At 62.7% G+C, this 12,979-nt stretch carries 11 protein-coding genes; 4 read left to right on the forward strand and 7 right to left on the reverse strand.

Annotated features, from left to right (window positions below; all coding sequences use genetic code 11):
• Positions 1-104: 104 nt before the first annotated feature.
• From FV139_RS17360 to FV139_RS17375, 4 genes are all read right to left on the reverse strand, one after another.
• Entirely contained in the window at positions 105-635 is a 531-nt protein-coding gene (locus FV139_RS17360; protein ID WP_148069749.1) for an MOSC domain-containing protein, read from the reverse strand.
• Positions 632-1,558, reverse strand: a complete 927-nt coding sequence (locus FV139_RS17365; RefSeq protein ID WP_148069750.1) for a glutathione S-transferase family protein — start codon at positions 1,556-1,558, stop codon at positions 632-634. The genes FV139_RS17360 and FV139_RS17365 overlap by 4 nt, the downstream gene beginning before the upstream one ends.
• A gap of 16 nt (positions 1,559-1,574) precedes the next feature.
• Positions 1,575-4,451 carry a M6 family metalloprotease domain-containing protein gene (locus tag FV139_RS17370; RefSeq protein WP_235898706.1) on the reverse strand — a complete coding sequence of 959 codons (2,877 nt, stop codon included), beginning with the start codon at positions 4,449-4,451 and terminating at the stop codon, positions 1,575-1,577.
• Between the two features lie 151 nt (positions 4,452-4,602).
• Positions 4,603-5,220 carry a LysE family translocator gene (locus tag FV139_RS17375; RefSeq protein WP_213004149.1) on the reverse strand — a complete coding sequence of 206 codons (618 nt, stop codon included), beginning with the start codon at positions 5,218-5,220 and terminating at the stop codon, positions 4,603-4,605.
• Between the two features lie 119 nt (positions 5,221-5,339).
• Here FV139_RS17375 and FV139_RS17380 point away from each other — a divergent pair, with 119 nt between their 5' ends.
• The 4 genes from FV139_RS17380 to FV139_RS17395 all read left to right on the forward strand — a co-directional run bounded on the left by FV139_RS17380 (position 5,340) and on the right by FV139_RS17395 (position 9,317).
• Positions 5,340-6,722 (forward strand): aminotransferase-like domain-containing protein, encoded by a 1,383-nt coding sequence (locus tag FV139_RS17380; protein ID WP_148069751.1) that lies wholly within the window; start codon positions 5,340-5,342, stop codon positions 6,720-6,722.
• Between the two features lie 110 nt (positions 6,723-6,832).
• The gene (locus FV139_RS17385) at positions 6,833-7,681 is read left to right on the forward strand and encodes a putative RNA methyltransferase (protein WP_148069752.1); all 849 of its coding nucleotides are present in this window, start codon (positions 6,833-6,835) and stop codon (positions 7,679-7,681) included.
• Between the two features lie 63 nt (positions 7,682-7,744).
• The gene (locus FV139_RS17390) at positions 7,745-8,164 is read left to right on the forward strand and encodes a VOC family protein (RefSeq protein ID WP_148069753.1); all 420 of its coding nucleotides are present in this window, start codon (positions 7,745-7,747) and stop codon (positions 8,162-8,164) included.
• 106 nt (positions 8,165-8,270) lie between these two features.
• The gene (locus tag FV139_RS17395) at positions 8,271-9,317 is read left to right on the forward strand and encodes an alpha/beta hydrolase family esterase (RefSeq protein WP_187276610.1); all 1,047 of its coding nucleotides are present in this window, start codon (positions 8,271-8,273) and stop codon (positions 9,315-9,317) included.
• Between the two features lie 87 nt (positions 9,318-9,404).
• On the opposite strand, the gene FV139_RS17400 is transcribed toward FV139_RS17395, so the two are convergent.
• The 3 genes from FV139_RS17400 to FV139_RS17410 all read right to left on the reverse strand — a co-directional run bounded on the left by FV139_RS17400 (position 9,405) and on the right by FV139_RS17410 (position 12,753).
• Positions 9,405-9,878 (reverse strand): bacteriohemerythrin, encoded by a 474-nt coding sequence (locus tag FV139_RS17400; protein ID WP_148069755.1) that lies wholly within the window; start codon positions 9,876-9,878, stop codon positions 9,405-9,407.
• Between the two features lie 239 nt (positions 9,879-10,117).
• The gene (locus tag FV139_RS17405) at positions 10,118-11,266 is read right to left on the reverse strand and encodes a hypothetical protein (RefSeq protein ID WP_148069756.1); all 1,149 of its coding nucleotides are present in this window, start codon (positions 11,264-11,266) and stop codon (positions 10,118-10,120) included.
• A gap of 335 nt (positions 11,267-11,601) precedes the next feature.
• Positions 11,602-12,753 carry an FAD-dependent oxidoreductase gene (locus tag FV139_RS17410; RefSeq protein ID WP_187276611.1) on the reverse strand — a complete coding sequence of 384 codons (1,152 nt, stop codon included), beginning with the start codon at positions 12,751-12,753 and terminating at the stop codon, positions 11,602-11,604.
• Positions 12,754-12,979 lie beyond the last annotated feature (226 nt).

Here is a 12,979-nt window from a genome sequence, read left to right on the forward strand (position 1 = left end):
TCCCGCGAGCCGACCGGCGTGATTCAAGCCAGATCAAACCGGTCGGTAGTGCTAACTTTAGTTCATGTTGCGGAGGGCGTATTACTATTTTTTGCCTGGGTCGGTTAGAACAGGGAGAGGTTTTCCCCTTCGGGACGCACGATAACCGCGTCACCAACGTGCAGTGCCCCGCTTCTGAGGATTCGGGCGCACAGGCCACCGTGCCCGATCATGGCCGCGACGGCGCCTTTACCGAGGGCGGACTCCATCCGCGAGCAGGGGTGGCACAGGGCGGCGGCCTCGAACAGGGCGTCGCCAATAGCGAATCGCTGGTGCCTCAGGGCATTGAGATTGATCCCGCGCACAACAAGATTGCGCCGCAGTAGGGCCGGGTCAATCTCGTCCCGGCCGGTGAAGTGGCAGATCTGCCGGATAAACTCCTCCGATATCAGGGTCACCTGCCGCGCGGAACCGGGACTTTTGCCCAGACGATGATCTCCCTCCAGGCCGCGGGAGGCGACCGCCCGGGCCGAGGTGACTGCACGCACCAGGCCCTTGCGCTCCGTGCGCAGACCGATCCAGGTCAATTCCCCGGGGGCCAGCTCCCGGGCGAAACGGTCGAGGGGATGGGGGCGTTTGGGAGCGGCGGGGTTCACCTGCCAGCGGCCGACGTGACTGCAAACCGCTCCCGCGGGAAATGGACATGCACGGTACCGGTGGTGAGCGTATCGCGCCGGAGGATAAAACGATCCGGCTGGCTGGCCACCAGGATACCGGTGACGGTGTCTGTGGCGTAGTCGGCAGGTCCAATCGTGACCGGCTTGCCCAGCAGGTCATCTTCGCCGATGTCTGCAGGCAGTTCCCGCGGCTCGCACGATCCGGCAATCGCTAGTACCTGGTCAGCTGACAACTCTTCCGTGGGGACAGTTTCGAATGCGGCGACGGTCTGCATCCAGGCCTGTACCCGGGGGAGCCTGGCAGCCAGGTTGCGCCCTCCCACCTCGGTAGCAAACCAGAGGCAGTGCCAGGCGGCGAAATCAGCGATCGTGGGTTGATCGCCGAACAGGAAATCTGCAACGAGCAGTGCCTCGAGGTCGTCGAGGTAGCCGTTGACGTCGCCACCGGGCCCCCGTTTCTGCAGACGCGGTTCGTTCATGGAGCGGGTCATGCCGGCGCGGTCGCGCAGCGTTCGAAACAGGGTGACGGGTCCGTAGTCAGCAATGACACGGCGTAACAGCGGCCAGCCGGCCGCCTTGCTGACACAGGCAAAGAACACCTCCAGTTCCGCCCGCGTTGCGAGTTCACGCTGGGCATCATCGGCCTGTGCCAGGGACAGTTCGGGACGGCCGGCCATGGCGGCAACCTCTTCTCCAATAAGGCGCGAATCGCAGAATACGTCCGCGCCCAACTGGGCCGCCGGAATGCGCCGATAACCGCCAGTCAGCGTGTCTACGCCGGGTCTGGGTGGCAGCGGCGCAGTGCGCGCCGACTGCCAGGGAAGGTCGCAGTAACCGAGCATGGCCCTGATCTTCGCCGAGAAAGGAGATATCTCGTAATGGTGAAGAATGAGTTCGGGCATGTCGGTTGTGCTCCTGTCAGTGGTCTTGTGCTCCTGCGGGGAGCTTGCGCCAATGGTAATTTACTTTCACGCGAGTGCCATCAGGCGCCTCGTCACCCACGGGCTCGAGCGCATAGCTGAAACCGGCTTCCGGAATTGCCGCGCCACCGAAAGGCAGGTGCGGGTTGAGGTAGCGATTGGGGCGGGCGTCGGTAAACCGGCTGACAGCGCTATGTGGCCGCGTTGTCTGCACCGCCATGTTACCGTCCTCTGCCTGGTAAATCTCCACACCATTGGGGAAAGGCTCGAGCGCGAAGGGCGCGTCGGCGGAGTGCAGGTTGCGCAGTGCCCGGTCGTACAGCCGGTACTGGGTCTCCCCGTCGCGGATGCGCAAATCGAACAGGGTGGAGCCCGACTTGCGGGCGTCACGTTCGGGGCCGGGCAACAGTTCGTTGATGAGGGTGTAGCCGTAGATCAGCGATCGTCCTTCCCAGCCTAGCTGCTCCATCGGCGGCAGCCCGTCTGACAGGCTGTCCCGGCAGTGTTCGCTATCCGCCGGCGGAACATCGCTGGCGTAGTAGTCCAGCCGGCGCTGGAAGCACATGGTGTCGACGAAGCCGCGCTTGAGGAAGGGTTGCGCGGCATCGTCGAACTCCCACCAGCTCCAGCCGTCCTCTTGCCGGAAGTATTGCGGCGGTATTGCGTCGAGGGCGAATTCCCGGGGAGTGGAGTCCACCACCAGCAAAAAGCCATTGCCCGGGCCGGTCTCAGCCGGCTCATTCTGGCTCCACAGGTATTCGCCGTTGTAGTACCACATCACCACACCCGGGCGGTAGTTCACGTTGAGCGCGCCCATCTCCTCGCCCTCTCCGCCCAGCGGGAAAAAGCTGAAGCCCGGTTTGGTGAGGGCGGCGTCGTAATTGCGCACCGCGGCGAACTCGGCGTAGGGATCGCGGTACTCCAGCAGGTAGTAGTGGGGTACCGCCAGGTGATGGCTGCCGCCAGAGAGGGTAAAGCCCTTGTTGTCCCAGCCCTCGATGGCGGCGGATTCGAAATTCTCACTGAAGCCGATAGCAGCCAGGGTGATATTGTCGAGCAGGGCGCCATTCTCTACTGCGGCACCGTCGGTGAAGTAGCTGAAGCGCAGGGTGACTTCCCGGCCGCGCCAGGGCGACAGGTCGAACTGCGCGTGCACCCACTGGGCGGCGCTGCAGGGGTCGTCAGCGCTCTGGCCGATGCGGTCCTCGGCCATCACCCGAGCCGCGCCCGGGTCGCAGCCCGGAGCCGACTCCACCTTGCCGTCGCCGTCGGCGTCACCACTGAGGCCGGTAAAGCCCGGGCGGGAGCCGGGCCCCTCGTGGCCCTTGTTGGCGGGCATCACGCTCTGTTTGTCTGCCACCTCCGACTTGTCCGTTGGCAGCAGGCGCTCGAACTCCTCTCCAGGCGCCGCGGCTTCGACGTACAGGTAATCCCACTCGGCTTCGATTTCAAACCAGGCATCCAGCTCCAGCAGCACCGGTTCATCGGAGCCCGCCTCGCGCAGGTCGAAGGTGCGCCCGAGACTGCGCAGCATGTCATTGCCCTGGCCGCTGTAGGCCGCCTGTGTACCGTTGCCCACGGCCAATGGGCCCAGTTCGATATTGCGCTGTTTGGGGGGCAGGATGACCATCGCTGCGTCGCAGGCGCCGGCGTTGTCCGCCGTGCCGGGAGTGCCGCTCCAGTCATTCATGGTTTTCAGGAACAGGCTGCCCTGCGCTGTACCCCCGTTTGCAGCGGGGCGCACCACGCAGGGGGAAAGCCAGCCGAGGACCATGCGTGACCAGGCGCTCAGTTCCTGGGGTTCGGGGCCGGCAGTGGCCGACATGGCCTCCCAGCTCCCGGTCGAGTTGCTGGTCTGGCGGGCGTAGATATCCGGCAGGCCCAGGGAGTGCCCGAACTCGTGGATAAAGGTGGACACCTCGGTGTACTCGGACTGCATATTGTAATCCAGCACCCACAGGCCGTTACCGATATCGATGCCCCCCCGGGGGTTGGTGGTGCCCTCTACCTCGGGGCCTTTACCCAGGTTGTGGCTGAGGGAGAAACGGTGGGGCCAGATGCGATCCGCACAGGCCTGCTCTGCAGGATTCAGTTTATCGAAGGCGTCGTTGCTGGCGGTGACATTCAGTTTTTCATCGAGCTTGTAGAGGCCCTGACACGAGGCCTGACCCTTGCCCGCGACAATCATGATGAAGTGGTCCAGGTAGCCGTCCGGCTCGTCGCGCACGCCGTCGCCGTCGAAGTCAGTGGGGTCCCACAGGTCGTAGTCCTGCCAGGGGAAGTCCGGGTCGGCCTTGTAGGCAGCCTGCAGGGCGTCGATGACCAGCCCTGTGGCTCGCTCGTCGTTGCGCCAGGAGCCATCGGAGTTTTGCACCGGGCGCCCGTAGTAGCTCAGGGGGTGTTCCAGGTGGACTACCGGCACAATATCGCCCGTAATGTTGTAACGCCCGCGGGATTGATGCCAGTAGTAATGGGAAAGCGTGCCTGGGCGCGGTTGCTCGACGCCGCCGGCGAACAGGAGGTCCTGGAAGTACTCCCGGTTCTTGCCGTCCTGCCGCGGGTCACCGGCGTAGCGGTCGTAGCCCTTGTCGCTGAACTGTACCGGCAGGATCAGCAGGCGATGGGGCCGCTCGTGGCCTGCCAATACCGGTTTGATCGAGTCGCTCTTGATTTGCGGGTGGCCGAGCTGGTCGAACTGGAGGTCGGCGAGCTTGTCGATCATTTCGGCGCTTTCGGCGCCGCTGGTATTCCGCCCGGTATTGGCGTCAGCCTGTTGAGCCGTAGTGGCCGTCAGCACACCGCTGGCCAGCGTGAAAAGCAGAGTGTATTGCGCCATCAATGAGCGTGACGGCCGTGACACGGTTGGAAAGGTCATGCATCCCCCTGAACAGTTGCGTGCGGGTTGCGACGCCTGGCGTCGAACCGCTCCAGCGGCACAGTCTACGCCAAGGGGGAGCATGCGGGGCAATCGATGCGATGAAGTGCCCGGCCAGCGGGGTGAAAACCGCCGCGGCCGGGCGTGCCGGTTACCACATGAAGGCAAGGCAGCTCGCCGTGAGCACTCCCATGCAGCGGTTGAACCAGACCCAGCTTCGCGGCGACGACAGCACCTGGCCGAGCAGTACACCAAAGGCGGCCCAACTGGTGGTGAGCGGAAAGCCGACTAGCAAGAATACGGCGACGATCAGCGCGGCCGACACCCAGTAGCCTTCACCGGCGGCAGTGAAGGAACTCACGGCAGTGATGGCCATGGCCCAGGCCTTGGGATTCACGTACTGGAACAACAGCGCCTCGTGAAAACGCATGGGTCGACCTTCGCTTTCCCCGGGCTGCAATGAATCGCGCGCAGGGGGCGGTGCGGTGCCTATGCGCCAGGCCAGGTAGAGGAGGTAGGCACAGGCAACCAGGCGCAGGCCCTGTTGCAGCACCGGGAAGGTCTCAAAGAGTACCCCCAGGCCACCGGCAACCGTCCCGATCAGGCTGGCGACGCCCAGGGAAACGCCCACCAGGTGGGGTATGGTGCGGGTGAAGCCGAAGTTGGCCCCCGAGGCGGTCAACATGATGTTGTTCGGGCCGGGTGTGCCGGTCATGGCGGCGGCAAATACGGCGATGGAAAGCAGCAGCTGCAGGGTGGTGGTGTCCACAACATTGACCTCTAAATTGTATCCATACAATATGAAAATTCGCTTGAATTTTGGGCTTCAAAGCCGGATGATCGACGCTATCAGGGAATCAATACCGGTGCAAAAGGTTTATTGTCACCATGACAATCGCGGAAATCTCACTGACCAAAGGCGAAACGCCTCTCTACCGACAATTGGCGGATGTCCTGGCGGAGCGCATAGGGAGCGGCGAGCTCGCCCCCGGGGAGCGCCTGCCGACCCATCGGGCCCTGGCCGATGCGGTGGGTGTCACGATTGGCACGGTCACCCGGGCCTATGCCGAGGCCGAGCGACGCGGCCTGGTGGAGGCCCGCGTCGGGGCGGGTACCTACGTCCGGCGCCCCGAGTCACCGAGCTGGAGCTTTGAGCAGCACGACAAGAACACCCGTACCCTGGGTTACAACATTCCACCCGCCATCGACCGCTCGGAAGTGCTGCAGCGCGCGCTGCAGCAACTGGCGGGGCATGGCCCCACGCTCAACCAGCTCATGTTGTATCAATCTCCGGAAGGCATCGGAGAACATCGCCACAGCCTGGCGGGGTGGCTCGCCAGCCTGGGTGTCGAACTGGACCCTGAGCATCTGCTGTTCACTTCCGGTGCCCAGCACGGGGTACAGCTGGCTCTGCAGACCTTGTGCCGGCCGGGGGATAACGTGCTCTGCGAGCGACTGACCTACCCCGGCTTGCTCAGCCTGGCGCGGCAGCAGCATCTGCACGCCCGCCCGGTGGAAATGGACGAGGAAGGCCTGCTGCCAGAGGCCGTCGATGCCGCCTGCCGGCAACACCACCCGCGACTGCTGTACGTTACCCCTACAATCCAGAATCCCACTACCGCGACCATGAGTGATGCGCGTCGCGATGCGTTGATCACTGTATGCCGGGAGCACGGTGTGCTGGTCCTCGAGGACGACGTGCACGGTCTGCTCCCCCGACAACACCCGGCACCACTGGTCAACCGTGATCCGGAGGGGGTCATTCACGTGGGTGGACTCGGTAAGACACTGGCGCCGGGCCTGCGCCTGGGCTATCTGCAGGCGCCGCGGGTGTATCGCGAAGCGCTGGTGGCGGGTATCCAGAATCACAGCTGGATGATCAGCCCGCTGCTCACGGCCCTGGCCGCGCTGTTGATTGAGCAGGGCGCCGCCGACCGGTTGCTGCAAACGGTGCAATCGGAAATGACGGCGCGCTGGGAGCGGGCGGCCCAGTGCCTGTCGGGTTACCGCCTGCGATTCCACCCCCAGGGCTTCCACGGCTGGCTCGAATTGCCCGACGAACTTCCCCTGAGTGAATGCCTGATCCAGGCCCGGGCCCGCGGTCTCGACGTGAAGTCCGCCGAGCTGTTTACGCCGCCGGGCTACCCAGCGCCCCCCGCCATTCGCATTGCCGCGAGCGCGCCGGCCAGTGTGGCAGAGCTCGAGCAGTCCCTGGGTTTGTTGCGTGAGGTGCTGGCCGGCAGCGGCCCGCGCGATGCTTTTACCCTGTAAGCCCCGTGGCAAGTTTTGCCGGCCCGATTCATGGTGTATGGTCGCACCTTCTGGAGGGGGCAGGCGCTGCCCAGGGATGTCGGATGTAGTGAGAAAATGATGGTGAACCGGTGAGCGCTGAATCCTTGCAATTGGCCTGGCGATGCCCGAGTTGTCAGTCGCCACTGGCTGCCAGTGAGCGGCAGTGGTTGTGTGAAAACAATCACTGCTTCGATATCAGCCGGCAGGGCCATGTCAACCTGTTGCTCGCCCATCACAAGCGCAGCAAAAACCCGGGTGACGCCAAAGCCATGTTGCAGGCCCGGCGGCGCTTTCTGCAGCGCGGCTTCTACCAGCCCCTGGCCCGTGCAATGGCTGAGCTCATAGGCGAGCAGGCAGCGCCCGGTGCCTCTTCCCGAACACTACTCGACGCGGGTTGCGGCGAGGGCTACTACTTGAGGGAGCTGGATGAACAGTTGCCGGGTAGCTGGCACTTTGGCGGATTTGATATCGCGAAAGATGCTGTGTTGATGGCGGCAAAATCGAATCGTCAGCACGAATATGTCTGTGCCAGCAGCAAGAACATCCCCCTGGAAGATGCCAGTGTCGATGTGGTTGTCAGCGTTTTTTCGCCGCTGCAATTTGACGAGATTGAACGCATTGTACGACCGGGCGGTGCACTGCTGGTGGTGGGCCCGGGTCCGGGGCACCTGTTGGAAATCAAGCGGGCGATTTACAGCGAGGTCAGAAGTTACGCGGAGACGAAATCACCGGAGAGCTTTGAATCGATGGCCAGCAAGAGCCTCGAATACAGCGCCGGCATACATGACAGTGAGGCCTGGCAGGATGTGCTGGCGATGACGCCCTTCGCCCACCACGGCAGTGCGGCTGCGAAGACGGAACTGCTGGCATCGCCTCCGCCGCTGCTGACCTGTGATTTTACCCTGGCGCTGTACCGCAAGCCCGGTGATGAAAAATAATCCTTTACCTCAAGTTAACATGAGGTCATAGACTCGTTTTCGTTCACTACAGGAGGAACGGAAATGATACAGCTTGAACATTTGAAGCTTGTTGTGAGGGATATCGAAGCCAGCCTGGCGTTCTATCGCGCCGCCTTTCCCCACTGGCGGATTCGCGAAGAGGGGCGGGGCGACTGGAATGGCAAGCCCCGCCGCTGGCTGCATTTTGGCGATGACTACCAGTACCTCACCTTCAATGACAACGGGGTCGGTGACAATCGCGACCTCGGTGGACACCAGACAGGTCTCGCTCACTTTGCTTTTGTGACCGCCAACCTGGATGCAATGATGGCAAGGCTGCAGGAAGCCGGCTTTGCGATAAGCAAGGACGGCGCCGAGGAACCCCATCGGCGCAATGTCTATTACATTGATCCCAACGGGTTTGAGGTCGAGTTTGTACAGTACCTGAGTGACTTGCCGGCGCAGCGTAACCTGTCCCAGTGAGTTCGGTGCTCAGCAATACGACACGGGCGAGCGTGTCCCGGGCGCCCGGCTCCTGCTAGGATATTCATTACCTTCTAACGGTAGCCTTGGCCACAGGGGACGCGTCGTGAGTGCAGATCAGCCAATTGGGGGACAACGGAAGCTCGAATCCCGGTGGGGGGCGCCCGGTTTCGTCAAGCTCCTGCAGGGGATTGCAGTGTTGTTGTTGCTGTCGGCTTGTAGTGACGGCAGTGACGGACCCCCTTACGTAGAACCCGAACCCGAACCGGAACCCGGCCTGACAGGTTGCGCGGACACGTCCAGTTGCGCTCCCAATCCTCCTCTGGAGATCGGTGCAGAGCGGCCGGCGCAAGTGCTGATCCCCTCCAACTACGACCCGGGCACCCGCTACCCCTTGATCGTTACGCTGCACGGCTACGGTGCCTTTGGCTCCCTGCAGTCGAGCTACCTCGGTCTCGATGCCCGGGTCGATAGCGCGCAGTACGTGCTGGTATCACCGGATGGCACCGAGAATCGCAACGGCACGCGATTCTGGAACGGTACCCCGGCCTGCTGTGCCGCCGCGGCCGCGGCGGAAGATGGCAGCGGCGAGGACTACTCGCAGATTGATGACGTGGGGTATATCCGTAGCCTCATCGAGGAGGCTGCCGCGACCTACAGCATCGACCCGTCACGGGTCGCGTTATTCGGCCACTCCAACGGCGGATTCCTGGCCCTGAGACTGGGCTGCGAAGCGTCCGACCTGGTGACCTCTATTGTCAGCCTGGCGGGCTCGACCTTTGCGCAGGAGAGCGCCTGTGCCCCCGCTGCCAAACCCGTCAGCCTGCTCGCTGTGCACGGAACGGCCGACGACACCATTCTTTATGACGGGGGCGAGATACTGGGCGAAGCTTATCCGTCTGCGCAGGAAACGGCCCGCCGATTCGCTGTGCTGGCCGGTTGCGACGGTGACAACCCAGGCGACGGAGGCAGTGTGGACGTTGTCGGCAACCTGAGTGGCGCGGAGACCCGTGTGCAGGCCTGGCCGGATTGCCCCGCCGGTGTGGAGGTGGAGCTGTGGACCATCGCAGACGGCCCCCATATACCCGGGCCCTGGGTGCCGGCCGCGCTGGATAGCTTTGTCGACTGGCTTATCGGACATCCGCGCGATTAAGCGGCGTGTGCCCGGCTGAAAGTCACCCGATGCCGAGGGGGTTCCCCCGGTCTTACTGTTCGCTGGCTTGCCCGGGAAAAAGTCGGGCTACTGTTTGCCAGACTCCAGAATGAAGGCCTCGAGTTCCTTGTCTATGCCCATGACGTGGCGGGCCAGCCACTCGGTGAGGAAGAGGGAAGCGGCGGACAGGAATTCCGGTGAGTCCGGGTCGCTATTGTGGAACAGGCTGTTCACTTCTTTCTGGAAACGCCGGTGGGCGCGCACGTGGGCGTCCAGCCCCGGGTAATCCAGTGAGGCCATGTATTCCTCCTCCAGCGCAAAATGGGAATTTACATAGTCCCGAAGTCGCTGCAGTACTTCCGGCCCGCTGTCGGGGTGCGCGATCAGGTCCAGGGTCTGGAACAGCACCCGGTGCTGGCTGTCCTGCCAGATAATATCGCTGGTCTTGCGATCGACAAACGTATGCGGGGCAGGCGAACCGCCGGTGCCAGGACTACCTGGGGAAGTCCGGGCTGCGGATGCAGTTGCGTCTTCGTGAACGTCACCGCCCAGCAATGACATTTGGCACCTCCTCGCTATTTGCTGCCCATGTCACTACCTGAATATAGCCACAGGCACGTTACTTCAAGTGCGCAATTGCGGAGGTCGGGGGATCATTGATCTGGATCAAGCGGGCTGTGGATTCAGGGCCTGGGTATTATATTTTTTCGCTCTTTCTGCCCGTCGCTTATGCCATGTTGGCGGGGCTTCGCCTCACCGCTGCCATCCTGCAGCGTGAGGCGAAGGGTGGGATGCCGGTGTCAGTAAGCGACGCCCCGGTACACCAGTCCGGCTGTCTTCTTGGCTTTTTCCACCTGGCCTGCCGACTTGCCCAGGCTGAGAATCCGCGAGCAGCTTTCAGGCGACAGTTCACCGGCATTGACCAGCTGGAAGGCGCCGATCACGGTGCTCAGGTCCTGCGCTGAAAACCGGTAGCCATATTCGGCACCGAGCTCGATGATCTGCTGGCTGCGCTCACCGCTCAGGGCGGCAGCTTCGTCGGCGTCGAGTTCCGCGGGTCCACTGATGTTGCCGTCGCCACCGACGATCTCTTTCATCTTGGCACTGAGCGCATCATCACTGCCTGTGCGCTCGAGAAACCGCACCACGGACAGGGTGTTGTCGTTGATTTTTGCCGTGACCGGCGCTGCATACTTCACACCTTTGAAGGTCATCGACGCGACGTTCTCGATATAGGGGAAGTAGCCTTTGGATTGTGCATCCGCCTCCAGGAAGTGGTCGAAGTCGGCCTCGGTCAGTTCGCCCGCCTGGACCCGCTGGAAGGCGTTGGTCACGGCGAGCAGTTCCGCCAGGGTGAAAGCGAAACCGTTCTGGTTGGCAAATTCGGTCACCAGGGCACCCCGTTCACTGGTCAGGGAGCGGGCTTCCTCTTCATCGAGTTCACTGACGTCACTGATGTCACCGTCGCCGACCGCGAGGATCTTTTGCAAGCCCTCTTTCAGCGCCGCGTCCTCGTGGGTTTTTTTCATGAAGGCCAGTACCGCGAGCGGCTCGTGTTTGGGTGCATCAACGGTGTACTTCACCCCCAGGTAGACCATTTGTACGGTGTTGCCCATAGACCCTTCGGACTCGGGTGTCTCTCCCTTCGAGGGGCTGATGCCGGTGGTTTCCTCGAACACCTCCGCCGAGATGGAGCCCTCGAGGTATTGCTGGAATACGCTGACAACCGCGGTCAACTCCGCCAGGGTAAAGTCATAGCCGCGCTTCTGGGCCAGGTCGGTCACCAGCACGCCTTTCTGTCCTTTGATCGCCTGCGATTCCGCCTGGTCAAGGTGCTGAGGGTCGCTGATATCACCGTCCCCGACGCCCATCAGGTCCGCCAGTTCGTTTTTAAGTGTTTCGTCCGTTGAACTTGCTTCCAGAAACTGCAGTACGGATTTATAAGCCATTGCGTGGTCCTCGAGAATGCCAATACTGAGAGAAAGTTGCACCTTCCTGGCGCTAACGCTGCCGATGAGGCAAGAGGCAATTGAGCAAAAAATGAGCCATTTGGCCGTGCCCCGAATTCACTATCAAATGATAGTCAGCGCAATCTTTTATAAATTAACAGCTTAGGTTATGTCGCTGATAACGGGCTCTGCTTTCCGGTGAGCCGCGGTCAGTATGGAGAGTGTTGATTCAGGTGTCTGGCGCACCCGTTTGGTGCTTCGGGCGGCGAAATGGCGCAAAGAGAGTGCCCCTGGTTGCCGCCGGGGATTGGGGCCAGCACATCGCTGACCCTTCATCAGGCGATACGCGCTGCCAGCCAGGCGTGGCCCTCGACCATACGCCGGATCTCGTCCTCCCGGGGTGCGAGATCCCAGTCCCCCTTGTCCACCGAGCCGCCCAGCAGAATCCCGGTTTTACGCGGGAACGCATAGAGCAGGCCATGCCCAGGCGCACCGCCGGCATAGCCGTAATCGATGTCGTTCTGGGGCAGCAGGAAGCTGAGCTGGCCGCGGGCGGGGATGATGCTTTCGTCCCCGAACACCTTGCCGGCGCCCAGTCCAAGGCAGTTGACGACGGTGGTTTGCGGAAGTCGGTCCAGGTCAGATTCACTGTCGAAGGTGGACTCCACCATCTTGCCCCCGGCACTCGTGAAGTCCCTGACCAGGGCTCTCAGGTAAATGTCCGGATCGATCATCAGCGTGTAGTAGGCGTCGTGGTAAGCGAAGCCGAAGGGGCCACCGGGTCGATTGCGGACCAGGCCCGGGTAGAGGTCGTCACCGCCGACATAGGGGTAGGTCGTGTCCAGCGGCCGGTTGCTGAAGGAGTACTGGCGAATCCAGTAAACCCCGTAAGTGGGGTCATTGGCATAGCGAATAAACCGCTGGAAGGCGATGCGGGAGGCACGGTCGAGCATGTTGAGGGTGGCCGGACTGACCTCCTCCCTCTCGAACAGCGTTACCGGGTGCCACATGGCGCCGGCGACGTTGGAGGTGGTATAGGGCGGGAAGTCGCGGGCGTAAATGGTGACACTGGCGCCACTGCGCTGTAGCTGAATGGCAGTGGACAGGCCAATGGCTCCGGAGCCCAGCACGGCAACCTCCTGGCGACCAAAGCCTTTGGCCAGGGTGGCGGCCAGTTCGGCAACTCCCCAGGACAGGGACACCCCACCCCCGCCGTGGCCATAGTTGTGTACCACGTCTTTTAGCCCGACCCGGACAGCCTCCAGGCGGGGGCCCGGTTTGCGGAAGGGGCGCAGGCCAACGATGGTGCGGGTAACGCGGTCCATCGACGAGTGAATCGGGCGCATGGGGGCCCCGATTGGCTGCACCAGCGCGTCACCGGTGGTGCCGGGGTAGTCCCGGTTACCCGTGGCGGGTGAGCCGGCGCAGCCGGTGAGGGCGGTAACGCCGAGCCCGGCCGCCGTGGTCAGAAATTGCCTGCGTCTCATTGGCTTGAGTCCATCTGTAGGGAACTGAAGGGTAGTGCGTTTCGGGCCAGGTGGCCGTAAACCTGCCTGAACGCAATTTTCGTGCCTTCGGGGTGAGCGCCCCTGCAAGCCATTTAAACATGCCTGCGACGACAGGCGCTCGTGCTGCCGGGAGTCGTGGGTCGGCCCCATGCGTAGAGCGACCTCGGACGACGTTAGCGCCGGTGCCGGGAATGGCTATTTCAGA

The organism is Parahaliea maris (assembly GCF_008064665.1).
GTDB lineage: Bacteria > Pseudomonadota > Gammaproteobacteria > Pseudomonadales > Halieaceae > Parahaliea > Parahaliea maris.